Origin of the sequence: Mycobacterium sp. IS-1590, from assembly GCF_001500025.1 — a bacterium.
Classification (GTDB): Bacteria; Actinomycetota; Actinomycetes; order Mycobacteriales; family Mycobacteriaceae; genus Mycobacterium.
The window spans coordinates 28,808-53,807 of the sequence record NZ_LQIW01000010.1; the positions used below are offsets into that span (position 1 = coordinate 28,808).

Annotated in this window: 23 protein-coding genes; 11 read left to right on the plus strand and 12 right to left on the minus strand. The window is 67.8% G+C overall.

What is annotated here, in order from left to right; genetic code table 11:
* Positions 1–67: 67 nt before the first annotated feature.
* Positions 68–1,423: an LLM class flavin-dependent oxidoreductase gene (locus AU197_RS08695; RefSeq protein WP_064402190.1), complete on the plus strand. Its 1,356-nt coding sequence runs from the start codon at positions 68–70 to the stop codon at positions 1,421–1,423.
* Here the strand turns inward: AU197_RS08695 and AU197_RS08700 are convergent.
* The 4 genes from AU197_RS08700 to AU197_RS08715 all read right to left on the minus strand — a co-directional run bounded on the left by AU197_RS08700 (position 1,420) and on the right by AU197_RS08715 (position 7,315).
* Positions 1,420–1,893, minus strand: coding sequence for a DUF309 domain-containing protein (locus AU197_RS08700; protein ID WP_064402191.1), 474 nt, complete (start codon positions 1,891–1,893; stop codon positions 1,420–1,422). The genes AU197_RS08695 and AU197_RS08700 overlap by 4 nt on opposite strands.
* A 20-nt stretch (positions 1,894–1,913) precedes the next feature.
* A complete protein-coding gene (locus AU197_RS08705) occupies positions 1,914–3,449 on the minus strand; it encodes a GMC family oxidoreductase (protein WP_064402138.1) in 1,536 nt (511 codons plus the stop codon).
* Between the two features lie 99 nt (positions 3,450–3,548).
* Positions 3,549–6,170, minus strand: a complete 2,622-nt coding sequence (locus AU197_RS08710) for an AAA family ATPase (protein ID WP_064402139.1) — start codon at positions 6,168–6,170, stop codon at positions 3,549–3,551.
* Positions 6,167–7,315 carry a metallophosphoesterase family protein gene (locus tag AU197_RS08715; protein WP_064402140.1) on the minus strand — a complete coding sequence of 383 codons (1,149 nt, stop codon included), beginning with the start codon at positions 7,313–7,315 and terminating at the stop codon, positions 6,167–6,169. Before AU197_RS08715 ends, AU197_RS08710 begins: the two co-directional genes overlap by 4 nt.
* A 103-nt stretch (positions 7,316–7,418) precedes the next feature.
* Here AU197_RS08715 and AU197_RS08720 point away from each other — a divergent pair, with 103 nt between their 5' ends.
* The gene (locus AU197_RS08720; RefSeq protein ID WP_064402141.1) at positions 7,419–7,937 is read left to right on the plus strand and encodes a SixA phosphatase family protein; all 519 of its coding nucleotides are present in this window, start codon (positions 7,419–7,421) and stop codon (positions 7,935–7,937) included.
* A 12-nt stretch (positions 7,938–7,949) separates the two neighbouring features.
* Here the strand turns inward: AU197_RS08720 and AU197_RS08725 are convergent, their stop codons facing one another.
* Positions 7,950–8,507 carry a DUF3558 domain-containing protein gene (locus tag AU197_RS08725; RefSeq protein ID WP_064402142.1) on the minus strand — a complete coding sequence of 186 codons (558 nt, stop codon included), beginning with the start codon at positions 8,505–8,507 and terminating at the stop codon, positions 7,950–7,952.
* A complete protein-coding gene (locus AU197_RS08730; protein WP_064402143.1) occupies positions 8,504–9,067 on the minus strand; it encodes a DUF3558 domain-containing protein in 564 nt (187 codons plus the stop codon). The genes AU197_RS08725 and AU197_RS08730 overlap by 4 nt, the downstream gene beginning before the upstream one ends.
* Before the next feature lie 77 nt (positions 9,068–9,144).
* Between AU197_RS08730 and AU197_RS08735 the strand changes: the two genes are divergently transcribed.
* The 3 genes from AU197_RS08735 to AU197_RS08745 are packed head-to-tail and all read left to right on the plus strand — an operon-like array spanning position 9,145 to position 15,027.
* A complete protein-coding gene (locus AU197_RS08735) occupies positions 9,145–10,884 on the plus strand; it encodes an ABC transporter ATP-binding protein (protein ID WP_064402192.1) in 1,740 nt (579 codons plus the stop codon).
* Between the two features lie 8 nt (positions 10,885–10,892).
* Positions 10,893–12,806, plus strand: coding sequence for an ABC transporter ATP-binding protein (locus AU197_RS08740; RefSeq protein ID WP_064402144.1), 1,914 nt, complete (start codon positions 10,893–10,895; stop codon positions 12,804–12,806).
* 19 nt (positions 12,807–12,825) lie between these two features.
* Positions 12,826–15,027, plus strand: coding sequence for a molybdopterin-containing oxidoreductase family protein (locus AU197_RS08745; protein ID WP_064402193.1), 2,202 nt, complete (start codon positions 12,826–12,828; stop codon positions 15,025–15,027).
* Between the two features lie 79 nt (positions 15,028–15,106).
* Here AU197_RS08745 and abmR read toward each other — a convergent pair whose 3' ends face one another.
* Both abmR and AU197_RS08755 read right to left on the minus strand, forming a co-directional pair.
* Complete coding sequence (gene abmR / locus AU197_RS08750; RefSeq protein WP_064402145.1) at positions 15,107–15,673, minus strand: ATP-binding transcription factor AbmR; 567 nt, start codon at positions 15,671–15,673, stop codon at positions 15,107–15,109.
* Between the two features lie 168 nt (positions 15,674–15,841).
* On the minus strand, positions 15,842–16,045 hold the full coding sequence (locus tag AU197_RS08755) for a hypothetical protein (RefSeq protein ID WP_064402146.1): 204 nt from the start codon (positions 16,043–16,045) through the stop codon (positions 15,842–15,844).
* 95 nt (positions 16,046–16,140) lie between these two features.
* On the opposite strand from AU197_RS08755, the gene AU197_RS08760 reads away from it, so the two are divergent.
* Positions 16,141–17,034: an AIM24 family protein gene (locus tag AU197_RS08760; RefSeq protein WP_064402147.1), complete on the plus strand. Its 894-nt coding sequence runs from the start codon at positions 16,141–16,143 to the stop codon at positions 17,032–17,034.
* Positions 17,035–17,045: 11 nt separating this feature from the next.
* On the opposite strand, the gene dtd is transcribed toward AU197_RS08760, so the two are convergent.
* Complete coding sequence (gene dtd / locus AU197_RS08765) at positions 17,046–17,477, minus strand: D-aminoacyl-tRNA deacylase (protein WP_064402148.1); 432 nt, start codon at positions 17,475–17,477, stop codon at positions 17,046–17,048.
* A gap of 88 nt (positions 17,478–17,565) precedes the next feature.
* On the opposite strand from dtd, the gene AU197_RS08770 reads away from it, so the two are divergent.
* The 3 genes from AU197_RS08770 to AU197_RS08780 are packed head-to-tail and all read left to right on the plus strand — an operon-like array spanning position 17,566 to position 20,895.
* Positions 17,566–17,772 (plus strand): heavy-metal-associated domain-containing protein, encoded by a 207-nt coding sequence (locus AU197_RS08770; protein ID WP_064402149.1) that lies wholly within the window; start codon positions 17,566–17,568, stop codon positions 17,770–17,772.
* Positions 17,772–18,692: a DUF8832 domain-containing protein gene (locus tag AU197_RS08775; RefSeq protein ID WP_064402150.1), complete on the plus strand. Its 921-nt coding sequence runs from the start codon at positions 17,772–17,774 to the stop codon at positions 18,690–18,692. The genes AU197_RS08770 and AU197_RS08775 overlap by 1 nt, the downstream gene beginning before the upstream one ends.
* A complete protein-coding gene (locus AU197_RS08780) occupies positions 18,682–20,895 on the plus strand; it encodes a heavy metal translocating P-type ATPase (RefSeq protein WP_064402151.1) in 2,214 nt (737 codons plus the stop codon). Before AU197_RS08775 ends, AU197_RS08780 begins: the two co-directional genes overlap by 11 nt.
* A 1-nt stretch (position 20,896) precedes the next feature.
* Here the strand turns inward: AU197_RS08780 and AU197_RS08785 are convergent, their stop codons facing one another.
* Positions 20,897–21,307, minus strand: a complete 411-nt coding sequence (locus tag AU197_RS08785; protein ID WP_064402194.1) for a hypothetical protein — start codon at positions 21,305–21,307, stop codon at positions 20,897–20,899.
* A 132-nt stretch (positions 21,308–21,439) separates the two neighbouring features.
* Positions 21,440–22,555, minus strand: a complete 1,116-nt coding sequence (locus AU197_RS08790; protein ID WP_064402152.1) for an adenylate/guanylate cyclase domain-containing protein — start codon at positions 22,553–22,555, stop codon at positions 21,440–21,442.
* Positions 22,556–22,589: 34 nt separating this feature from the next.
* Between AU197_RS08790 and AU197_RS08795 the strand changes: the two genes are divergently transcribed.
* Positions 22,590–23,093 carry a DNA-deoxyinosine glycosylase gene (locus tag AU197_RS08795; RefSeq protein ID WP_064402153.1) on the plus strand — a complete coding sequence of 168 codons (504 nt, stop codon included), beginning with the start codon at positions 22,590–22,592 and terminating at the stop codon, positions 23,091–23,093.
* Here AU197_RS08795 and AU197_RS08800 read toward each other — a convergent pair.
* Positions 23,090–24,469, minus strand: coding sequence for an amidase (locus AU197_RS08800; protein WP_064402154.1), 1,380 nt, complete (start codon positions 24,467–24,469; stop codon positions 23,090–23,092). The two genes, AU197_RS08795 and AU197_RS08800, sit on opposite strands and share 4 nt — an antisense overlap.
* Positions 24,470–24,555: 86 nt before the next feature.
* Between AU197_RS08800 and AU197_RS08805 the strand changes: the two genes are divergently transcribed.
* Positions 24,556–24,993 (plus strand): HIT family protein, encoded by a 438-nt coding sequence (locus AU197_RS08805; RefSeq protein ID WP_064402195.1) that lies wholly within the window; start codon positions 24,556–24,558, stop codon positions 24,991–24,993.
* Positions 24,994–25,000: the final 7 nt, after the last annotated feature.

The following is a 25,000-nucleotide window of genomic DNA, read 5'->3' on the forward strand; positions in this document are numbered from 1 at the left end:
ATTTGTGCGTGATTTCGATCGCCCAGCGAGCGTTTTCACGCACAAATCGCGTTTCGAGGAGTGCTTCATGTCGCGTCAACTACACCTGGGTGGTTTCCAGATCGCCTCGCAGGTCACCCATTCGCATGCGGCGTGGCGTCATCCCGCCAGTGACACGGCGTTCACCACGCCGGAGTACTACCACCGCATCGGTCGCATCCTCGAACGCGGCAAGTTCGACTTCGTGTTCTTCGCCGACCTGCTCGCGGCGCCGATCCGCTTCGGTGACGACATCACCGAACCGCTGCGCCGCGGTACGCAGGCTACCGCGACCCTGGACCCGTCGATCGTCGCGGCAAGCATCGGCGCGGTGACCTCCAAGCTGGGTGTCGCGATCACCAAGTCCGCCACCTACTTTCACCCCTACGAGCTGGCACGCATCTTCGCCAGCCTCGACCACATCACCCGCGGCCGGGTGGCGTGGAACATCGTCACATCGCTGACACAGAGCGAGGCGCGAAACTTCGGTCATGACGATCATCTCGACCACGAGTTCCGCTATGAGCGCGCCGACGAGTTCGTCCGGACCGCACTGGAATTGTGGTCGAGTTGGGATTCCGATGCGCTGGTGCTCGACAAGAAGGGCGGGGTGTTCGCCGACCCGTCGCGGGTCCGCGCCGTCGAGCACGACGGCCGGTTCTTCAAAACGCGCGGCCCGCTGAACGTCCCACGCTCACCGCAAGGCAGGCCGGTGCTGATTCAGGCCGGCTCGTCGAACACGGGGAAGGACTTCGCCGCGCGGTGGGCGGAGGCCATCTTCGAAATCGACCCCACACCCGAGGGCAGGCGGGCTTACTACGACGACATCAAGTCGCGCGCATCGGATTTGGGCCGCGATCCGGACAAGGTGCTGATCTTCCCGGCGTTCATTCCGTTCATCGGGGAGACCGAGTCGATCGCCCGCGAGAAGCAGGCGTTCCACAACGAGTTGGCCGATCCGATCTCTGGGCTGATCACGTTGTCCGTGCACACCGACCACGACTTCTCGGTCTACGACCTCGACGCTCCGGTCGAAGACGTCCGCGTCAGCGGGACGCAGGGCCTGTTCGACACGGCGCGACGGGTCGCCAACCGCGACAACCTGACCCTGCGCGACATCGGTAAGTGGTACGCCCAGGGTGTGCTCCTGCCCCAGTTCGTCGGTACCGCGGAGCAGGTCGCCGACCAGATCGAGGAGTCGTTCACCGCCGGTGAGGCCGACGGGTTCATGGTGTCGGCGGCGCAGACGCCGGGCACCTTCAACGACTTCGTCGACGCGGTCGTCCCCGAACTGCAGCGGCGCGGGCTGTTCCGCACCGAGTACACGGGCGACACGCTGCGCGAGCACCTCGGGCTCGGCGACGTCACGTTCGGGCCCGCGCAGCGGCTGCAGTCGGCGAGCTAGGCGGTCGACAGGCGCGGCCGCAGCCGTTGCGGGTCGACCTCCGCTCCCGCTTCGAGATCGTCGATGAGCGTCTGGGCGTAGTCGACGAGCCCCGTGACGTCGACGCCGTGGGTGACCGAGGTTTCGTCGGCCAGACCGGCGCGGGCGCGGCTCAACACCCCGAGTGCCCCCTTGGTGTTACCGCGTTGCACGTGGGTGATGCCGACGGCGAGCTGGGCGAGGCTCTGCCACAGCGTGCGTTCGACGTCCGGGCCGTTCTTCCACGCCGCTTCCAACACCTCGTGCGCGTGGAACGCCATTCCCTTGTCGAGCAGTTCCTGGGCGTAGGCGAGGGTCTCGGCCGGCGGCAGGTCGAGGTCGTCGGGGATCCGCGCGACGCCCTCACTGCCGTGGGGCAGCGGCCGTCCCAGCGCATCGCGGGGGCGGGTGTTGCGCGGACGCCCGGCTTCGTCGCGGTCCCGCTCGGCCATGGAACCCATCTTGGCACTGCTCAGGCGCGGAGCAGCTCGGCGGCCTTCTCACCGATGAGCACGCTGGGCGCGTGGGTGTGCCCGCGGATGATGGTCGGCATCACCGACGCGTCGGCGACGCGCAGTCCCTCGACGCCGCGGACGCGCAGTTGCGGGTCGACCACGCTCGCGTCGTCGCGGCCCATCCGGCAGGTGCCGACCGGGTGGTACAGGGTGTGCGAGAACGTGGCCAGTGCGCGTTCGATCGTCGCGTCATCGAGGGCGCCCGAGTCGAGGGGACGTGCGATCTTGCCGATGACCCCCTTGAGCGCCGAGGCCTGGGAGATGGTCGCGCAGATGCGCAGCCCGGCCATCATCGCCGCTCGGTCGGCGCCGTCGGGGTCGCTGAGATAGCGCGGGTCGATGATCGGTTTGTCGGCCGGGTCGGGTGAGCGCAGTTCGATGGTGCCGCTGCTGGACGGCTTGAGCAGGATCGCGCCCAGTACGACGGCGTGCTTGTCGTAGGGATCGCCGATGCCCTCGTCGAAGAACGGCGCAGGGGCGAAGATCAGCTCCAGATCGGGCAGCGCGAGGTCCGGGCGGCTCCAGACAAAGCCGTAGGCCTCTCCCACGTTCGAGGTGAGCATCCCGCGACGCCGCAGCAGGTAGTTGAGCAGCTGAAGCGGCTTCTCGGCGGCGAACAGGCTGTCGTGGGGAACGTCGAAGCCGAGCGCCGCGATGAAGTGGTCGAGCAGATTGGCGCCCACGCTCGGGGCGTGGACCAGCGTCCGGATGCCGTGCTCGGCCAACCGTTCGCCGTCACCGATGCCCGACAGCATCAACAGCTGAGGGCTGTTGATCGCGCCGCCGCACAACACGACCTCGCGCCGGGCTCTGATGACCCGGCGGGTCCCGTTCTGCTCGATCTCGACGCCGACGGCGCGGCGGCCGTCGAACACCACGCTGGTCGCCAGCGCCTCCGTCTCGAGGGTGAGGTTTTCGCGTTTGAGGGCGGGCTTGAGGTAGGCGTCGGCGGCGCTCCACCGCGCACCGCGGCGCTGGGTGACCAGCGTTTCGCAGAACCCTTCCGGCGCCGCCTGGTTCGGCTTCTCGATGCGGTAGCCGCACTCCTCGGCGGCGGCGAGCCATTTGGCGGTGGCGCTGCGCGGGCTGCGCTGCTTGCTGATGGACAACGGGCCCGCTTCGATGCGGCGCAGGTACGGCTCGAGGTGCGCGTAGTTCCACTGCTCGCCGGCCGCCTCGCCCCACTCGTCGTAGTCTGCGGCGAATCCACGTACCCACATCATCGCGTTCATCGACGACGACCCGCCAACCATCTTGCCTCGCGGCCAATAGATTTCGCGGCCGTCGAGCTCTTTCTGCGGTTCGGTCAGGTAGTCCCAGTCCATCGGGCCGCGGAACAGTTTGACGAAGCCGGCGGGGATGCGGATGAACTTGTCCTTGTCGTGCGGCCCGGCTTCCAGCGCGACGACCCGGACGGACGGATCGTCGCTCAGTCGGGCGGCCACCACCGAACCGGCCGAGCCGGTTCCCACGACGATGTAATCGGCTTCCATCCGCCGGAGTCTAGATTTTGCGCGGCGGACAAACGCGCAAGTGCGGGAAACCCGCCCGGAAGTTCGGCGTCGCCGGCCGGTCGCCGCGCAGGAACGCGGCTACGCCGTGAGCGCGATGTGCTGGGCTACGTCGACGGCCGCGTACCGCTGTGGGCTGCACGTCAGCACGATCACCTGCCCGTCGCCGCCCACCGCGTTGAACACCGCACCCATCTTGACCAGCCGGTCGGGATCGGTGAATCCGAGCGCGTCGTCGATGACCACCGGAACGCTGTCCTCCTTGGCCACCAACGCCGCGCTGGCCAGTCGCGCCACGATGCCGAGTTGTTCCTTGGCCCCACCGGACAGCGATTCGTACGGCACGGTGCGCCCCGACACCGTGCGGGCGCAGATCCGCAGCGCGCTGTCCACCTCCACCTCGAAGCTTTCTCCGAACACCATGCGGCCCAACCGTTCCACTTCGGCGCGGAACGGTTCGACGTAACGCAGCCGGGTGGAGTCGCGGTGCCGTGCGATCACCGATCGCAAGAGCTCGGCGGCCCGCGCACGGCGCTGCACCCTCGAGTACTCGGCGAGGGCGTGCTCCCGCTCCGTTTCCGCCTCGTCGAGCGTGCCCTTGCGGCCTTCGGTGCCGTACACCGTCAACCGCGTCCTGACCTCCCGCAGCTCATCAGTCACCTGCTCCCGCTCTGCCGTCAGCCCGTCGGCCCGAAGCGTCGCCTCGTGTAGGGCCGCGGCCACGGCGTCGGGCGCCGCGCCGGTCAGTTCCGCGCTCAGCTCATCGACCAGGGCCGTGGCGCGCAGCGCGTCGTCGGCGTGTGCCTGGGCCTTGAGCGCCAGCTCGTCGTCGCCGATGGTGGCGCGCTGCCCTTCCAACCGTTCGCGGGCCAGCGCAAGCTCGGACTGCGCGCCGGCCAACTTCGCGCGCAGCTCGGTCAACCGGGTGTCGCACTCCCCCAGGCGCTTAGCGGCCTCCTCGGCGACCTTGCGCTGCTTCTCGCACTCGGCGATCGCCTGTTTCTGCGCGGCTGTCGCGGCGTCGAGCTCGCCACGAGCGGCGCAGGCGTCGACCTCGAACAGTTCGGCCACCTCTGGCTGCCGCGTCTTGAGCTCAGCCAGCCGCGCCCTGAGCCGGTCGGCCGACTCGTCGCCCGTCAGCGCCTCGACCCTCGCGCTCAGCCGGTCCGCCGTGGCAACCAGCTGCTGCCGCCGCTGATCGAGGACACGCGCCTCGGCGACATCGTGCACCCCGCACGCAGTCAGCGCCGACGCGAGCACATCGTGTGCCGCATCGAGTTTGGCTTGAGTGTCCGAGGCCGGCGCACCGGGCACCAGCCGGGCGGTCAGCAGGTCGGGCACTTCGATGGCGGTCTCCGCGCTGATGCCGGCCGTCCACGCCTCACCCGCGCACAACGAGACCGTCTCGCCCCCGACGCGGAGCTCGACGGCGGCCGTCGCGACCAACTCGATGTGCGCCGAGACCAACTCCACCTGTGTGGTCACGGCGTCGACCGTCGCCTTGGCCGACTCGATGGCCCGCATCCTCTCGCCGGTCAACCGGATCTCGGCGAGTTCGTTGTGCACGCGTTCGAGGTCACGCTGCGCGGTCTCGACCTTCGACAGTTGCGCCGCGATACGGTCGGCCTCGTCGCGATCGGCAAGCCGTTGAACGGTACTCCGCGCGGCTTCGACTCGAGCTTGGGTGTTCTCCAACGCTTTTCGCGCCTGCTCGGCTGCTGCCTCGGCGAGTTCGGCCACCTCGGCCGCCGTGGACCGGTTCTCGCCCGCCTCGGCCGCGGCAGTGTCGAGGTCGGCGATCGTGGCGGCCCGCTGCTCGATGTCGGCACGCAGGCGCCGCCGCTCTTCGACCGCGGCGCGTGAGCTGTCGTGGTTGGTCTGGGCCACCGCGAGAACCAGCTCCGCTTCCTTGAGCTGCGCCCTCAACGCGGCCACCTCGTCCGCGGCCTTCTGAGCGACGGCGACCCGCTGCGCCGCATCGGTGCACTGTGCGGTCAGCCGGGCCAGTTCATCGGTGAGGGTGGCGTGCCTGCGGACCGCGTCGTCGACCTGCGCGACGGCGGAAGCCGCCTCGGCCAACGCCTCGTCGGCCGCGCGTAACCGGTTGGTGGCAGCGGCCCATTCACCTGTGGGCCTGCCGGTGCGGGTGAAGTAACGCAGGTATTCGGCTTCGACCCGGTCGACCAGCAGCGGTTCTGCATCCGAAAGCTGCACGGCCTCACCGGCAGCGACGTCGAGCGCGCGTGACAGTGCGTCGCATCCGGACAGGTCCACCGCCGCCGTCGACCCGGACTGCAACACCCGCTGCGCCTGCCACAGGCAGGTGTCGACGGTCTCGTCGAGCATGGCCCGAACGCGGTCGTGCGCCTCGTCGCCGGTGAGCTGTTCGCGCCGCGGCTCCACAATCGTCAATTCGGTCTCGAAGCGCTTGTGGAAGCGCTTGCGGTACACGAATCGATATGGGCCGGTGGAGATCTCGGCCTCGACCTCGGCGCCGACGTCGGCGTGCGTCGGCTTGACCTCCTTGACCTCTTTCTTGGCCGACCGGTCCTTGGCCTCGATCAACAGGTCCAGCGCCTCGATCATCGACGACTTGCCGATCTCGTTCGCGCCGCTGACGATCACCACGCCGTGGTCTGGGAATTCGATCTCGCGACGGGTGATGCCGCGGTAGTTGGCGAGAACCAACCGATGCAGTTTCACGCCACACCCCGATCCGACAGCCGCAGAAGCAGCGCCAGGGCGGCCCTGGCGTCGTCGGCGGCCTCGCCGTCCGACCGCGCGGTCGCGACCAACTCGTCGACGGCGGATGCGGCGAAACCGCCGATACCGAGGTCGTCGAACTCGCCGTCGGCGGGAGTGACCGCGATGTCGCTCTGTTTCTCGTCCACCCTCAGCGCGGCGAAGAGCCGCGCGAACTTGTCCAGGCACGCGTCGAGCGCGGCCTTGTCGGTGACCGTCAGCGATCCGGTCAACACGAGACGGACCACGGTACGTTCCTTGTCCGGCAACAGATCCAGGTTGATGTCCAGGTCGGCGACGTCGCGGTCGCTGTCCACCCCGCGGCGCAGCGTGACGAACCGCCAGCGGCCCACCTTCCGCGGTTCGACGCGCACCGGATGCCCCGGGTCGTCCTCGTCGATGTCGACGATCAGCACATGCCCCGGGTCCGCCTCGATGTCGTCGTAGTTGGTGACCTCCGGCGACCCGGAGTACCAGATCCGCCCGGTGGACCCCACCTGCATACGAGAGTGCTTGTCACCCAACGCCACATAGTGCACCGCGCCCCGGTTGACGGCCGCCTCCAGCGCCTCCAGCCGGATGAGCGACGGCCGGTCCTTGTCCGGCACGAAGATGTCCACACCACCGTGGCCCACGACCACCCGCGTCACGCCGTCGGCGCAAAGACCCTCGAGCACGCCCGCCACGGGGTCCGACAACGGCGCCTTCGAGGTCCACGGCGCGGCGACCAGTTCGAGCCCGCGCCGCACCTCGTGCACACCCGCACGGTCCAGCACCGACACGTTGTCCGGGCACTCGGCGACGAACAACGGGCTGGTGTAGACCGACGAGGCGTCGAGCGGATCGTGGTTGCCCGGCAGTAGGTAGACGGGGACACCGACGGCGCGCATGGCCTCGAGCGACAGGCTGACGTCACGCGGCGCCAGTTGGTTGTGCTCGAAGACGTCGCCGGCGACGACAACGAACTCCGCGCCCGCGTCGGCGGCCACCCGCCCCAGCTCGGCCACCGCGTCGCGGCGCGCTGCCGAATAACGGGGCTGCGCCTCACCATTGAGGAAGTACCGCGTCATGCCGAGCTGCCAGTCCGCGGTGTGCACGAATCGCATCTCAGCGCCCCCTTCCCCTGGTGTGTTTGTCGGGCACCGCGAGTGTAGGGCGGCACGCCGACAAGTCCCGGGAGGTGCGACGGCATGCCTTACCGTTGGTCCGGTGACCGACCGGTACCGCACGCTGTTGTTGCTCCGGCACGCCAAGTCGGACTACCCGCCGGGGGTCGACGACCACGACCGTCCACTGGCGCCCAGGGGCGTGCGCGAGGCCGGGTTGGCCGGCGACTGGCTGCGTGCCCACGCGCCCGCCGTCGACGCCGTGCTGTGTTCCACCGCCACCCGCACCCGCGAGACGCTGGCCCGCACCCGCATCGCCGCGCCCGTCCAGTACCGCGACCGCCTCTATGACGCGACTCCGGGAACGGTGATCGACGAGATCAACCGTGTGCAGTCACACTTCGACTTCGAGGTCCGCACCCTGCTGGTGATCGGCCACGAACCGGCGATGTCGGGTGTCGCGCTCGGCCTGGCCACCGCCGACGGCACCAACCCCGCTGCAGCCGAACAGATCTCGCTGAAGTTTCCGACATCGTCCATCGCGGTGCTGCGGACGCGGCAAACGTGGGCCGACTTGGCGCTCGACGGCGCCGCGCTGATCACCTTCCACGTCGCGCGCTAGCGGCGTGTGTGGTCAGGCGCGGGTCGCCAGCGTCAGCTCCATCAACTTGATCGCCATTCCGCAGGCGTCCATCCCCGGCGACTGGGGGTTGACCCACCAGCCGACGACACCGGCCGCGTCGCTGGCCACACCGCACGCCCCGTTCGGATCGTTCGGCCGCATCACGATGGACTGGATCCCGGCGACCCTGCGGTCCTCGATCCGATAGTCCAACCGCTGGGCCACCTCGCGCTCGTGGTCCAGATCGCCCTGTTCGAACCAGAACCTGGTGATGTCGATGAGGCCGCCCGGGTTGGCCGCCTGCCAGCGGCACACGGCACCGACGAACGTGCTCTGGATGTCGAGAGGGTCGGCGCCCACGGTCTCGGCGAGGATGTCCTCGGTCAGCACCTCGCACTCCTTGAGCAGGTTCGGGTACTGCCGCTCGGAGTCTTCGTTGCGCGGTCCCCCACCGGACCCCGACTTGGCCGCCGTGCCTTCGACCGTCTGGGTGCAACCGGTGAGCACGGACAACGAAGCGAGCACGGCGAAGGCGCCCGCGATCAGCCGACGAGCGGACGCGGTTCTCATTCGGAGTTCACAATCGATTGACGGGTCAGTTCCTTGGCCACCTCGCACGGATCCGGGAACGGCTTGCTGGCGTAGCTGACCGACCACTCGATGAAGTCATCGTCGAACTGGATGCCGATCTCGCAGAGGTTGACGCCGTTGATCGGGTCCTCGCTGTACCCGATGAACCCGTCGTGGCCTTCGATGCTGATGTCTTCGACGGCGGTGCGGGACAGTTCCATGGTCTTGCGCTCACGCCCGATGGGGCTGCCGCGGAACCAGGTGAACGAGAAATGCGGGCCGAGGATACTGCCGCCGGCCAGCCACTGGCACCCGACGGAGGTCTTGGCGGTGTTGATCAGCCCCGGAATTCGGGTCTGCTTGATGACTTCCTGGTCACTGATACCGCCGCACTCGGGAAAGAACGGGCCGTGCGAGACGTTCTCGGTGGGAGTCGAGGTGTCCTCGGGCACCTGCGGGCCCGCGGGTTCGGAATCCGAGCATGCGGACAGCGGGATGACCACGGCGGCCGCGAGGGCCAGGCAGCGGATCACGCGCGTGCTGTGAGTCACGCCATGCACTGTAGCGGCAGCTTGTGAGGTCAACCACCGACATGCCGGTTGACCTGCCCATATATCGGATGTGCGACAGTATCGGGATGTTATGGGCGCTGCTGCGACAGTACGCGCGGCCATATCGGGCGTTGCTCGCCACCGTCGCCACCCTGCAGTTGGTCAGCACGCTCGCCTCGTTGTACCTGCCGACGGTGAACGCGGCGATCATCGACGACGGCGTCGCGGTCGGGAACCTGCGCCGCATCGTCGAACTGGGCGGTGTGATGCTGGCGGTCACCGCGCTGCAGGTGGTCTGCGCGGTGGGGGCGGTGTACTTCGGGTCGCGGGCGGGCATGGGCGTCGGCCGCGATCTGCGCGCGGCGATGTTCAACCATGTGACCGGGTTCTCCGCCGAGGACGCGGCACGGTTCGGTGCTCCCTCGCTGCTGACCCGCACCACCAACGACGTTCAGCAGATCCAACTGCTGGTCCAGCTGACCTGCACCATGCTGGTCACCGCGCCGATCATGTCGATCGGCGGAATCTTCATGGCGCTGCATCAGGACGCCGGGTTGTCCTGGCTGCTGCTGGTGAGCGTGCCGATCCTGGCCCTGACCAACTACTGGATCGTGCGTCACCTGCTCCCGATCTTCCGGCGCATGCAGCGACTGGTCGACGGCATCAACCGCGTGATGCGCGACCAACTCGCGGGCCTGCGCGTGATCCGCGCGTTCGCCCGGGAACCGTTCGAACGCAACCGGTTCGCCGAAGCCAACCAGTCGCTGGCCGACACCGCGCTCGAAGCCGGACGGTGGCAGGCGCTGATGTTGCCCACCACGACGCTGGTGATCAACGTCTCGAGCGTCGCGTTGATCTGGTTCGGCGGGTTGCGGATCGACGCCGGACAGATGCAGGTGGGCTCGTTGATCGCGTTCCTGGCCTACTTCATGCAGATACTGATGGCGGTCCTGCTGGCCACGTTCATCCTCGTCATCATCCCGCGGGCGTCGGTGTGCGCCGAGCGGATCTCGGAGGTGCTGTCCGTCGCGCCGCAGATCGTCAGCCCAGAACACCCGGTGCGGCCGTCGAGAATCCGCGGTGAGGTCCGGTTGGACGCCGCGACGTTCTGCTACCCCGGCGCTGAACGACCTGTGCTGCAGGATATTTCGTTGACGGCACGACCGGGTACGACGACGGCGGTGGTCGGCTCCACCGGGTCGGGTAAGTCGACGCTGGTGTCGCTGATCTGCCGGATGTACGACCCGACGAGCGGTTCGGTGTATCTCGACGGCGTCGACGTGCGCGACTACGACCCCGAACAGCTGTGGTCGGTGCTCGGGCTGGTGCCGCAGCGCGGATACCTGTTCTCGGGCACCGTCGCCGACAATCTGCAGTACGGCAACGCGGACGCCACCGACGACGAGATGTGGGACGCGCTGCGGGTGGCCGCGGCCGACGATTTCGTGCGCGCGCACCCCGACGGCCTGGCGATGAGAGTCGCGCAGGGCGGGGCGAATTTCTCGGGTGGACAGCGGCAGCGGTTGGCGATCGCCCGAGCGGTGATCCGCCGGCCCGCCGTGTATCTGTTCGACGACGCGTTCTCCGCACTCGACGTGCATACCGACGCCCGCGTGCGCTCGGCGCTGCGCGAGGTGTCCGCGGAAGCGACCGTCATCGTTGTCGCTCAGCGCATCTCGACGGTGAGCCAGGCAGATCAGATCGTGGTCATCGACGACGGCCGGATCGTCGGCATCGGCACCCACGAAGCCCTGCTGACGGACTGCCCGCAGTATGCCGAATTCGCCGACTCCCAGTCGCTCGCCATCGTCGGGGACGCCCAGTGAGCGGCCCGATGGCCCGCCCGATCCGTGGCATGGTGCAGGCGCCGACCCAACGTTCGCGTGACTTCACCGGCTCGGCGATCCGCTTGGTCAAGCGACTGACACCGCAGCGCGGCCTGACCGCGTGGGTGATACTTTTGGGCGTCGCGGGCATTGCGATCAGTGTCATCGGACCGCGAATCCTGGGGCATGCCACCGATCTTCTGTTCAACGGGGTGGTCGGCCGTCAGCTGCCCGCGGGGATGACCAAGGAACAGGCCATCGACGCCGCCCGCGCCCGCGGCGACGGCACTTTCGCCGATCTGCTGTCGGGGATGAACGTCGTCCCCGGCCGAGGGGTGGACTTCGAGGCGGTCGGCCGCACACTGTTACTCGCGTTGGGCCTGTATCTCGTCGCTGCGCTGATGGTGTGGTTGCAGGCCCGCCTCCTCAACGTGGCGGTGCAGCGCACCATCGCGACACTGCGCTCCGACGTCGAAGACAAGCTGCATCGAATGCCGCTGTCGTACTTCGACTCTCGTCAGCGCGGCGAGGTGCTCAGCAGAGTCACCAACGATGTCGACAACATCCAGGGCTCGTTGTCGATGACGATCAGTCAGCTGTTGACGTCCGTGCTGACCGTGCTGTCGGTGCTGGTGATGATGCTGACCATCTCACCGCTGCTCACGCTGCTGACCGTGGTGACGGTGCCGCTGTCACTGTGGGCGACCCGGGTCATCGCGCGCCGGTCGCAGCGCCTGTTCGCCGCCCAGTGGGCCAACACCGGCAGGCTCAACGCCCACATCGAGGAGACCTACAGCGGCTTCACCATCGTCAAGACCTTCGGACACCGTGCCGCGGCTCAGGAGCGGTTCCGCCAGTGCAACGAGGACGTCTACGACGCCGCCTTCGGCGCACAGTTCTTCTCGGGCCTCGTCGGACCGGCCACCACGTTCATCGGCAACCTGAGCTATGTCGCGGTCGCCGTCGTGGGCGGATTGCAGGTGGCCACCGGCCAGATCACGCTCGGCAGCATTCAGGCGTTCATCCAGTACGTCCGTCAGTTCAACCAGCCGCTGACGCAGGTCGCGGGTATGTACAACACGCTGCAGTCCGGCGTGGCCAGTGCGGAGCGGGTTTTCGACCTGCTCGACGCGGAGGAGGAGGCACCCGATCCTCCCTCTTCCGCCCCACGACCGGGAGGCGATCGACGTTCACGCGGACGGGAGCCCGGCCGGGTGGAGTTCGAGGACGTCACGTTCGGCTACCACCCCGACACACCGGTCATCCGGAATCTGTCGCTGGTCGCCGAACCCGGCAGCACCGTGGCGATCGTCGGGCCGACGGGCGCGGGTAAGACCACGCTGGTCAACCTGCTGATGCGGTTCTACGCCGTCGACTCCGGCCGGATCCTGATCGATGGCGTGGACATCTCGACGGTCAGCAGGGACTCGCTGCGGTCCCGCATCGGGATGGTGCTCCAGGACACCTGGTTGTTCGCGGGCACCATCTTCGAGAACATCGCCTACGGCAGGCCCGACGCCTCCGAGGACGACGTGATCGCGGCGGCCAAGGCCGCATACGTCGACCGGTTCGTGCACATGCTCCCCCACGGCTATCAGACCCACGTCACCGACGACGGCGCCTCGATCAGCGCCGGCGAGAAGCAGCTCATCACGATCGCGCGCGCGGTGCTGGCCCGGCCCAGCCTGCTGATCCTCGACGAGGCGACCAGCTCGGTGGACACCCGCACCGAGCTGCTGATTCAGCAGGCGATGGCCGAGTTGCGCCGCGACCGAACGAGTTTCATCATCGCCCACCGGCTGTCGACCATCCGCGACGCCGACCAAATCGTGGTGATGGACGAAGGTCAGATCATCGAACGCGGCACCCATGCCGAGTTGATCGCTAAGCATGGCGCTTATTGGTCCATGACGCGGGCGTGAGCGCCGTACGCTCGAGGTGATGAGCGAAACGGTCTACACGTTCTGCCGGATCTGCCTGGCCTCCTGCGGGCTGGAGGTGACGGTCGAGGACAACCGCGTCACCAAGATCGCCGCCGACAAACAGAACCCGCACAGCTGGCGGGACTTCTGCGCCAAGGGCCGCACCGCACACCGGCTCGTCGAGCACCCCCGCCGGATCCTCAACCCGATGCGCCGGGTCGGCGATTCCTATGTCGAGGCCACCTGGGACGAGGCCATCGCCGACATCGCGGCCAGGATGAACGCCGCGATCGACGCGGGCGGAGCCGACGCGGTCGGCGTCTACTACGGCAACCCGGCGGGCTTCTCCTCGTCCAACGTGATCTTCATGAACGGCTGGCTGGACGCGCTCGGGACCCAGAACCGCTACGCCGTGGGCTCGGTCGACCAGAACGCGATGCACGTCGTCGCCGACGCGATGTACGGCTCGATCCTGATGGTGCCGGTCTCCGACATCGACAACTGCGATTACTTTCTCCTAATCGGCACCAACCCCGCTGTGAGCGCATGGAATTGGCTCGAGAGCGTGCCCGGTGGGTGGCGCCGTGCCCTGGCACGTCAGCAACAGGGCGCGACGATCGTGGTGGTCGATCCGTTGCGCACCGAATCCGCCGAGAAGGCGGACCTGCACCTTGCTGTGCGCCCGGGCCAGGATTGGGCGCTGCTGCTGGCGCTGGTGAAGGTCATCCTCGACGAGCACCTCGAACATCGGCAGGACTGCGCGGAACTGGCCACCGGTGTGGACGAACTGCGCGCGCTGGTCGCCGACGCCGATCTCGACGATCTCGCCGCCCGCTGCGACATCACCCGCGACCAGATCGAAAGGGTCGCACGCGACTTCGCCGCGGCGCGCGGGGCCATGGTGGTGACCCGCACCGGGGTGTCGCTGCACATGGCGGGCACCGTCGCCGAATGGTTGGGCCATGTGCTCAACGTGATCACCGGCCGGATGGACCGCCCAGGCGGACGGCGCTTTGAACCCGGCTACGTCGACGCCATCCGAATGTCGGCGATGGTCAAGGCCAAGCCGCACTACAGTCGACTGCTGGGCCGCGAAATGGTCGCGGGCGCACACGCACTCAGCGAGTTACCCGACGAGATCACCACACCTGGCCGGGGTCAGATACGCGCGCTACTGATCAACTGTGGCAACCCCGTGGTCTCCGGGCCCGACGGCGACAAGCTCGACCGCGCGCTGGCCGACCTGGATCTGCTCGTCGCGATCGACTTCGTCCAGCGGGAGAGCCACCGCCATGCCCACTGGCTGCTGCCCGCCGCCCACTGGCTGGAGCGCAACGACCTGCTCGCGTTCACCAGCAACATGCACGACGAGCCGTATCTGCAGTACGGCGCCAAGGTCGTCGAACCGCCGCCGGGTGTCCGGCAGGAGTGGCGCATCTTCACCGACCTGGCGATCGCGATGCGCAGACCGCTGTTCCGCGCCAAGGGCCTCAACGGATTCATCAAGGCCACGCGCGCCGCGGCGCGCGTGACGCGCAAGCCGGCCTTGGAGTTCGGACCGCACTGGATCGACCGCCTGGTGGTGGCGACCTCACGAAAGGTCAACGGGCGCAAGATCAAATGGCGAGACGTCATGTCGCGCCCGCACGGCTGGGTGTTGGGGCCGCGGGAGTTCGGGCATTTCCGCGACGCGCTGCGGACCGACGACAAGAAGGTGCACGCCGCACCGCCCGAGTTCCTCGCACGGACCCGCGAACTGCTCGGCGACCCGCTGCCCGCGGCGCCCGTCGGGTATCCGTTCCAACTGGCCAACCGCAGGCACCGGCACTCGATGAACTCGTGGCTGAACGACTTACCCGGACTCCATCCCGCCGGTAAGGGCAACGACGTGATCATCCATCCGAAGGACGCGGCCGATCTCGGGGTGGACCAGGGCGACCTCGTCAGGGTCTTCTCCCCGGTCGGCGAGGTCGAGTTGACGGCGGTGGTGGATGACCGTCCGCGTCAGGGGGTGATCATCGTCGACCACGGTTGGGGCTCACGTGTATTCGACCCACGTGGCGACGTCGCGCCGGTGTCCTACGGTGTCAACCGCAACCTGTTGGTCGAGGGTGCGCCGGTGGACCCACTGTCTCAGACCGCGGCGTTGAGTTCGCAATACGTTGGCGTGGAGCTGATTTCGTCGGGCGACGATCAAGCGGCGAGGCACGAGCCGCGTTGAGGAGGCCGACGCGAAATCCACGTCGGGCGACGATCAAGCGGCGAGGCACGAGCCGCGTTGAGGAGGCCGACGCGACGAGCTAGAGCTTCGGCCCTTCGGCCCGCAGTTCATCGACGTTGCGCATCGCCTCGCGCAGCTTGCCCAGCCACTCCTCGGCGTGCTCACCGACCAGACGAACCGACCACACCAGCGCATCCGAGCGTGACCGTGCCACACCCGCGTCGACGAGCGTGTCGAGCACCTGGCGTTCGGGTTGACGCAGTCGCGTCATCACCGGAACGGCCATGTTGGTGAACATGATCCGCTCATGGTTCTCGGTGCCTGGTGTCCCGATCTCGACGCCCCAGGCGACCTTGCGGCCGTAGCGCGCCTCGGCCTCGTCGGCGATGTGCATGCGTTCGGAGCGGGTCTCCTCACGGAACCGCGCGGCCCGTCCGGATGCGCGGGCTTCGCTCTCGCCCCCTTTGGCTTCCGCAAGGCGGCCGATGACGGTGATCTCCTCGCGGTCGACGATCACCGTCGGGTCCGCTTCGAACCAGCTCTGGGGAAGCCGGCCGGCGAACCAGTCGGCGGCGTCGCCCGCATCGGGCTGCTGCGCCTGTTGCCAGCCGCCCTGGCGGCGCCGGCCGTGGATGTTATGTCGCATGATTACATGCTTACACCGTTACATGGTTAATAGTTGCCCGTTCGCCGAGGGCGAACGCGCCAGGTCAGACGACTCGCACGGCGCACCCATGACGTACGAGGCCCGGTCGCTGCACGGCCGCGCCGCGGTCATCGACATGCAGCGGCTCATCCGGGATGGCGCCTGCGCTTAGCCGCGCACACGCAGCAACAGCGCACCGCCGCCCACCACCGCACCGATCAACAGCAGCACGGCCAGGGTGGGGCTGACCAACCACCACACCAGGCCGACCGCGATGAGGGCCGGCGAGGCGACGAAGAGCACCATGCCCGGATGTTGCTTGATGACCGCGAAGGCGCTCTTCGCCCGCACCCGGTCGATTTCCTTTGCCATGGCACAAGAATGCCAGTGGTCGCGTGGTTCCGGGCGGGATGTCTCAGTGCGAAAAGTACCTCACCACATGATGGCCGTCCGGTTACTTTGTAGCCATGACAGCACCGAACAACGGCAGCTGGCGACCCGATCCCGAAGGTCGCTACGAGTACCGCTGGTGGGACGGGCACAACTGGACCGACCAGGTGTCGCATCAGGGTCAGGTCGGCAGGGCGCCGCTGACCTCACTCGGCGGACCTGCCCCGGTACCCCAGGCACCACCACAGCAGGGCGCTCCTCCGCAGGCGATGGCGGTCGGACAGCCCGCAGGCGATGGTTTCGCAGGCATCAGCGGCGATCTGGTGGACGGCCGGTTCAGCGAGAAAGAGGCCAAGGCCATCGCCAACCAGAACACCAAGATGTTGCGGGTGCGTCTCGGGGAGCCGTTCATGGCGCGGCAAGGCTCGATGGTGGCCTACCAGGGCAACGTCGACTTCGCGTTCGAGGGCGGCGGCGCCTCGAAGTTCATCAAGAAGGCGCTGACCGGTGAAGGGCTGCCGCTGATGCGCTGCCAGGGGCAGGGCGATGTCTTCCTCGCCGAGCGGGGTTACGACGTCCATCTACTGCAGCTATCCAACTCCGGCTTGTCGATCAGCGGGAAGAACGTGTTGGCGTTCTCGGCGAACCTGAACTGGAACATCGAGCGGGTGCGGGGCGGCAGCATCGCGACCGGCGGCCTGTTCAACACGACGTTGCGCGGGACCGGCTGGGTGGCGCTGACGACCGACGGGCCACCGGTTGTGCTCAACGCCGCTGAGGCGCCGACGTTCGCCGACACCAATGCGGTGGTGGCGTGGTCGGCAAATCTGCAGACACAGCTCAAGACGAGCTTCAAGGCCGGCGCGCTGATCGGCCGCGGTTCCGGCGAAGCGATCCAGGTCGCGTTCCACGGGCAGGGGTTCGTGATCGTGCAGCCATCGGAGGGCACGCCACCGGTCGCAACAACATAGTCAGCTCATGATCACAGCTCGAGCAGCACGGTAACCGGGCCGTCGTTGACCAGCTGAACCTGCATGTGAGCGCCGAAAACGCCGGTCGCCACCGTCGCGCCCAGGTCACCCAGCGCGTCGGCGAACGCGGTGACCAGGGGCTCGGCGGTCGTGCGCGGTGCGGCCGCGTTCCACGCCGGGCGCCGTCCCTTGGCCGTGTTCGCGTACAAGGTGAACTGGCTGACCACCAAGATGGGGGCGCCGATGTCAGAGGCGGACCTCTCGTCGTCGAGAATCCGCAGCTGCCAGAGCTTTTCGGCCATCCGCCGCGCCTTGGCCGCGTCGTCGTCGTGCGTCACGCCGACCAGTGCGAGCAGGCCCTGACCCTCGGGCTGGATCGCCCCGACGACCTCGCCGTCCACGGTGACGGCTGCTGAAGTGACCCGTTGGGCGAGAACACGCATGTTCGCCGATGCTGCCATGGTGGTCGCACCGAAGTCGGGCGCACACCCGGCCTAGATACCCCTAGGGGGTATCAGGTACTCTGGCTCCATGGCTACCACCACTGTCACAGTCACCGGAATGACCTGCGAACACTGCGCCGCATCGGTGCGAGAGGAACTCGGGGAGATCCCGGGCGTGAAGACGGTCGACGTGGATGTCGCCAGCGGAGCCGTGACCATCGACAGTTCCGAACCCGTGGGAGCCGCCGCCATCAGGGCCGCCGTGGAAGAGGCCGGCTACCAGCTGGCGAGCTGATGAAGACCGCCCCTCGAATCGCCGCGTTCATCGCCGCACTCGCGGTGGTGTTCGCAGCATCGATGTGGGTTGGCCGCTCGTTCGGTCCCGAGAGTGATGCCGCTGCACAGCACCACTCCGCCGCACCCGAGGATCTCGAGCAGCCCACCCGGTCCCCCGGCGGCTTACAGGTCACCGAAAGCGGCTACACGCTGGACGTGACCCACCCGCTCCCGCCGGCCAACGCAGACTCGCCGCTGGAGTTCAGGATCCTCGACCAAAGCGGTGCTCCCGTGAGGCAATTCGATGAAACTCACGAGAAGCTGTTGCACCTGATCGTGGTCCGCAACGACTTGGCCGCATTCCAGCATCTTCACCCCGTGCTCGACGACCGCGGCACGTGGCGCACTTCGGTGGATTTCAGCCGCGCGGGCGACTACCGCGTATTCGCCGACTTCGTGCCCACCGGCGGTCCCGCGCTCACCCTCGGCGCCAATGTGCATGTCCCCGGGCCGTATTCGCCCATCCCGCTGCCTGCGGCCGACTCGTCGTCATCCGTCGACGACTACACCGTCAGGCTCAGCGGAACCCCGAAAGCCGGTGAAGCGTCGGCTCTTACGCTGACGGTCAACCGCGACGGCGTTCCGGTGGACGACCTGCAGCCGTACCTGGGCTCCTACGGTCATCTCGTCGCGCTGCGCGCCGCCGACCTCGCATACCTGCACGTACATCCGATGGGCGTGCCCGGCGACGCAACCACGCGGCCGGGGCCGGCGATCGAGTTCCACACGACCTTCCCCAGCGCCGGGCAGTATCGCCTCTTCCTCGATTTCCGACACCGCGACGTCGTGCGCACGGCCGAATTCACCGTGTCGGTCGATCCCTCCGCGCAGCAGGGCGTCCCCACGCACGACCCTGGTGAGGCCGGCCATGGCCACTGACACGATCGAGCTGTCCATCGACGGTATGACGTGTGCTTCGTGCGCGAACCGAATCGAGCGCAAGCTCAACAAGATCGACGGCGTGACGGCCACCGTCAACTTCGCCACCGAGAAGGCGCGCGTCGAATACAGCGCAGGCGTGACGCCGCAGGCACTGGTGGCCACCGTCGAGGACGCCGGCTATCAAGCCCACCTGCCCACCGATCAGGCGACAGTCGCCGAAGAGGATCCGACCGCCACACTGCGGCACCGGCTCCTGGTCTCCCTCGCCTTGAGCGTTCCGGTGATCGCGATGGCGATGATCCCCGCCCTGCAGTTCACGAATTGGCAGTGGCTCTCGCTGACGCTGACGGCGCCGGTGGTGGTGTGGGGGGCGTGGCCGTTCCACCGTGCGGCGTGGGCGAACCTGCGCCACGGCAGCGCCACCATGGACACGCTGATTTCGATGGGCACGCTCGCAGCGCTGGGATGGTCGGTCTACGCGTTGTTCTGGGGCACCGCGGGAACTCCGGGGATGACGCACGGCTTCGAGCTGACGCTGTCGCGCACCGACGGTGCGGGCAGCGTGTACTTCGAGGTCGCTGCGGGGGTCACGACGTTCATCCTGGCCGGGCGATATTTCGAAGCTCGCTCCAAGCGGCGTGCCGGTGCGGCCCTGCGCGCACTTCTGGAACTGGGCGCCAAAGACGTCGTGGTCCGCAGAGATACCGGCGAACAACAGATCCCGATCGACCAGCTCGCCGTCGGCGACGAGTTCGTGGTGCGTCCCGGCGAGAAGATCGCCGCCGACGGAGTGGTGGTCGAGGGCGCCTCAGCGGTGGATGCCTCGATGCTGACCGGCGAATCGGTTCCGGTGGACGTCGGTCCCGGCGACGAGGTCGTGGGTGCGACTGTCAACGTCGACGGCCGACTCGTGGTGCGGGCCACGCGGATCGGCGCCGACACGCAGCTTGCCCAGATGGCCCGGATGGTCGAGGCCGCCCAGAGCGGCAAGGCGGACGCACAGCGACTTGCCGACAGGATCTCGGGTGTGTTCGTGCCGATTGTGATCGCCCTATCGGTTGCGACTCTGGGGTTCTGGTTGGGCACCGGCGGATCCGTCGCGACCGCTTTCACCGCCGCGGTGGCGGTGCTGATCATCGCGTGCCCGTGCGCGCTGGGGCTGGCGACGCCGACCGCGCTGATGGTCGGCACCGGACGCGGCGCGCAGCTGGGCATCTTGATCAAGGGGCCGGAGGTGTTGGAGTCGACCCGGCGGATCGACACCATCGTGTTGGACAAGACGGGGACCATCACCACCGGCAGGATGACGTTGATCGATGTCGTCCCCGCCGACGGCGAACGGCCCGACGACGTGCTGCGGATGGCCGGCGCGGTCGAGGACGGTTCCGAGCACCCGATCGCCAGGGCGATCGTGACCGGTGCGCGGGAGAAGCTGGGTGAGCTGCCGAGGGTGGAGGAATTCACCAACCTGCGCGGCCTCGGGGTGCGCGGGCGGATCGATGGCCGCGACGTGACGGTCGGACGGCAACGGTTGCTGTCGTCGCACGAGCTGCCCGCCTCGTTGAAAACCACGGTGCGGCAGGAGGAGTCCCAGGGGCGCACCGCGGTCATCGTCGGGTGGGACGGCGTGGCGCGTGGTGTGTTGGTGGTGGCGGATGCGATCAAACCCACGTCACCGGAAGCGATCTCGCGACTTCGTGCGCTGGGCTTGAAACCGATCATGGTAACCGGCGACAACGAAGCGGCGGCGCGCACGATCGCCGCGCAGGTGGGTATCGAAGATGTCGTCGCCGAAGTACTGCCGCAGGACAAGGTGGATGCCGTCCAGCGCCTGCAGGCCGACGGCAAGGTGGTCGCGATGGTCGGCGACGGCGTCAACGACGCGGCGGCGCTGGCCCAGGCCGACCTCGGACTCGCAATGGGCAGTGGCACCGACGTCGCGATCGAAGCGAGCGACCTGACCCTGGTGCGCGATGACCTGAATGCGGTCCCCGACGCGATACGCCTGTCTCGTCGGACGCTGGCGACGATCAAGGGAAACCTGTTCTGGGCGTTCGCTTATAACGTCGCGGCGTTGCCGTTGGCGGCGGCCGGGTTGTTGAACCCGATGATCGCCGGTGCGGCGATGGCGTTCAGTTCGGTGTTCGTCGTCAGCAACAGCCTTCGGCTGCGCCGGTTCACCGCTGCCGCGTCGCGCTGAGCTACAGCGTGACGTTGATCGGGCCGAGCATGTCGCAGTTCGGTTCGAGCGCGTCCGCAAAGACCTTGCCGCAGCCGCGCCCGCTCGCGATGTACTGAGCGCCCGGCTGGTACGGCTCGAAGAACACCTGCGCAACCCCGGGTCCCCGCGCCTGGGTGCACTGCCCCTGAGAGTCGTGACCGGCGCGGTGGACGCACGCGACGCTGTACGCCGGCTGGAACGGCGCACCGCAGGCGATGAACGAGACCGTCGCGGTCACCTTGCTCACGGCACCGGTATTCACGACCTGCGGCGGCGACAGCGTGTATCCGCACGCCGGCTGCGGCGGCTGCGCGCTCGCCGTACCCGCACCCAGCAGACCGGACGATGCGACGAACAGTGTGACCAGCACGGCTTTTGCGACCCGGCTCATGCCTGGATCGTAGATCACCCCACCGGCGGCCGTTTCGAATTGCGGGCGGTCGTCTCACGGGGCTTCGCTGTCTTTGGGTGGTTTTCTGGGCCGGCGGGACAGAGCCGAACGATTGTTCGCCCGGCCGGCAGGTCAGTCCGCGCGTCGCACACGGAACAACTTCACGTCGGACTTGATCCCCTTCAGATGCCGGGAGCCCGCGAACGAGAACGAGAACCGCTCGTCGTCCCCGATCGCCTCGTGCGTCGATCCCGAGACCAGGACGGAGCCGGGCCGAGCGGCGCCGGTGACACGGCTCGCGAGGTTTACCGCCCCTCCGAACCAGTCGCCGGTCCGGCTCACGGCCATCCCCGTCGCGAGGCCGACGCGGAGCCGTGGAAAGTCGTCGTCGTCGTTGGTCTTCTCGACGAGGGTCAGCGCCGCTTCCAGCAGCGGCACCGGCTCCTGGCTGACGAGCATCACCTCATCCCCGATCGTCTTGACGAACCGCACGGGCGGGACGGACACCTCGTGCGCGAGATCGAAGAGTCGGTGCGCGAGCCGCTCCAGATCCTCGGGCGGCACCGCCTCACCGAGCCGGGTGAAGCCGACGAGATCGGCGAACGCGATCGTCACGAGTCGCGCGCCCGGCAGCCGTTGCCCCTTCGCGCGTTCGGAGGCGGTGATCGCCTCGGTCTCCATCAGATGCCGCAGCTGCAGCCGCAGCATGTCCTGAATCATGGGGCCGAGCAGCGGGTTTGCGGTGCGCACCAACGCCTCGGCGTTCTTGGCGATGACGAGCTCCGAAGCGCCCGGGTTGAGCACCGAAGCGAGCCCGGCGTAGCGCATCACCTCGGCGGCCTTCGACAGCCCCTCGGCGAGCACCCGCGTGATCTGAATGATCTGATCCGGCAGGATCCCGATCTCGATGAACCGCTGCGCATAAGCTGCGGCTTCGGCGTCCGCGCGCAGGTGGACCTTGGCATCGGGATCGTCGACGGTGGGCAACCCCATCGCGCGCTGAATACGCTGCAGAAGTTCGAGGTCGATGCCTGTCTTCTCGCTGGTCTCCCGGGCGGAGACGTAGACGCCATCGTCGCCGAGTTCCTGACGCGCGGCGAGCAGCATCGGCAGGTACGCGTTGCGGATCACCTCGACGTCGATGTCTCTGCTCACCAACCACGAAACCAGTTCGGCGCGTTCGGCGCGTTCCGCACCTTCGAGCCCGTCGAGCAGACCGGACCCTTCGACGTCGAAGTCATCGGCCACCGGCCCAACCTATACCCCGTGCGATAGTCGAAACATGGGTTCTGAGGTGCTGTACGGGTTCGCGCCGATTCTCGGCGCACGACCCCACACGTTGATCCTCGGCAACATGCCCAGCGTCATGTCACTCGAAGCGCACCAGTACTACGGCAACCCTCGCAATGCCTTCTGGCGCATCGCAGCCGACATCTTCGGATTCGGGGCAGACGCGCCGTACGAGCAGCGTTGCGCCGCACTCACCGACCATGGATTCGCAGTCTGGGATGTGCTGCGATCGTGCCGGCGCGAGGGCAGCCTGGATTCCGCGGTGAAGCCGGAAAGCATGGTGGCGAACGACTTTCAGCGGTTCTTCGACGAGCATCCCACCATTGCGTTGGTGTTGTTCAACGGTGCCGCGGCGGAGAAGAACTACATACGACTCGGCTCCGTCGCAAAAGATTTGCGCTATCGACGCCTGCCGTCGACCAGCCCGGCGCAGACCATGCCGTTCGTCGAGAAGCTCGCGATCTGGCGCACGGCCCTGTCCGAGGCGATGGTCTAGGACGCCGGCGGACGGCGGTGCGCCCATGGGCGCGCACGCTCGATCTGCCCGGCAAGCGAGAGCAGCGTCGCCTCATCGAAAGGCTTGCCCACCAACTGCACGGACGTCGGAACGCCGTTGCCGTCGAAGCCCCACGGCACGACCGCCGCCGGCTGACCCGTCACGTTGAACAAGGCCTGGAACGGCACCCGCGAGGCGACCGACAGTAGCGTCGGCAGCATGCCCCGGCGCTGATACGCCCCGATGCGCGACGGCCCCCGCGCCGTTCCCGGGGTGACCAGCACGTCGACGTCGTCGAAGATGGACTGAACCCTTTCGGCGGTACGGGCTTCCGCGTCACGGATGGTTGCCATTCGCCGATCGGAGATCATTCCGCCGATCCGCGCGAAGCTGCGCGTCCTGGCGTCCAACCGCTCCGGATGCGGCAGTGTCCGGACATCGTCGTAGCAACCCCGGAAATACCGCGGCAGTGCCTGATCGAACATCACCGATGCCGGGTAATCCGGATCGCGGTCAACCACCTCGTGACCGAGTTCCCGCAGCAGCTCACCCGACTCGGTCATTGCCGCTCGCTGCACACATCCCACGTAACTCACCAGCAGCGGAGGTAACCTGTCGCTCAACGCGATTCGGAGACGTCGAGGCTCCGTGGCGGCGGCCGCGACGAAGCTGGACTCCCCCGTCGTCGCCGCTAAGAACAATGCCGCGTCCTCGACCGTCCTGGTGATCGGACCGTTAACGCTCAGGCCGTTCCACGCGTCGTCATGCGGAGCGATCGGCACCCTGCCTCGCTGTGGTTTGAGGCCGAACAGCCCGCACCACGTCGCCGGAATGCGAATGGAACCCATCCCGTCGGAACCGAGCGCGATCGGCGCCAGACCCGCGGCCACCGCCGCTGCGCTTCCACCGCTGCTTCCGCCGGGGGCGAAGTCGACGTTCCACGGATTGCGGGTCGCGCCGAATGTCACCGTCTCGGTGAACGGCCACAGCATCATTTCCGGCACCGTGGTCTTGCCGATGATCACCGCGCCCGCGTCGCGAAGCCGTCGGACCACCTCGGCGTCGCGGGTCCTGGCGGGACCGTGTGCCGCGCTGCCGTACGTCGTCGTCTCGCCCTCGACGTCGACGTCGTCCTTGATCGCGATCGGCACGCCCAACAGCGGTGACCGCTCCCCCGCGTTCAGCCGCTCCTGCGCGAGCTCGGCTTCGCGTCTCGCGCTGTCGTGTAGCACCGCACGATAGGACCGAAGCGTCGCGTCGAGACGCGCGATGCGCTCGAGATAGTGACCCAGCAGTTCCGGAGCGGTGATGACCCCGGACGCGAGCAACCGTGCCTGCTGCGCGGCGCCCGCGAAGACAAGCTCGCTGGTGTCCACGGCGGCAGCGTAGCCGCGAGGCGCGCGATCCGATCGGCGAACAGTGGGATCCAGACGCGCAACGGAGAACCGTTACGGTGGCGAACATGTCCTGTGTGTTCTGCGCCATCGTCGCCGGCGAGGCCCCGGCCATCCGCATCCACGAAGACGACGACGTTCTCGCCGTCCTCGACATCCGCCCGTTCAGCCGCGGCCACACCCTGGTGATCCCGAAACGGCACACGGTGGACCTGACCGACACGCCGCCGGAGACCGTCGCCACCCTGGCACGGGTGGGTCAGCGGATCGCGCGCGCCGCACGCCGGTCCGGACTGCACGCCGACGGTAACAACGTGGTGATCAACGACGGCAAGGCCGCGTTTCAGACGGTGTTCCACATCCACCTGCACGTGCTGCCCCGGCAGGAGGGCGACAAGCTCTCGTTCGCCAAGAACATGCTTCTTCGCCGCGATCCGGACCGGGAGGAGTCGGGACGGCTGCTGCGCGAGGCCCTGGCGGAACTCGACTCGGCTGCGCAAGACTGAGCCCCAT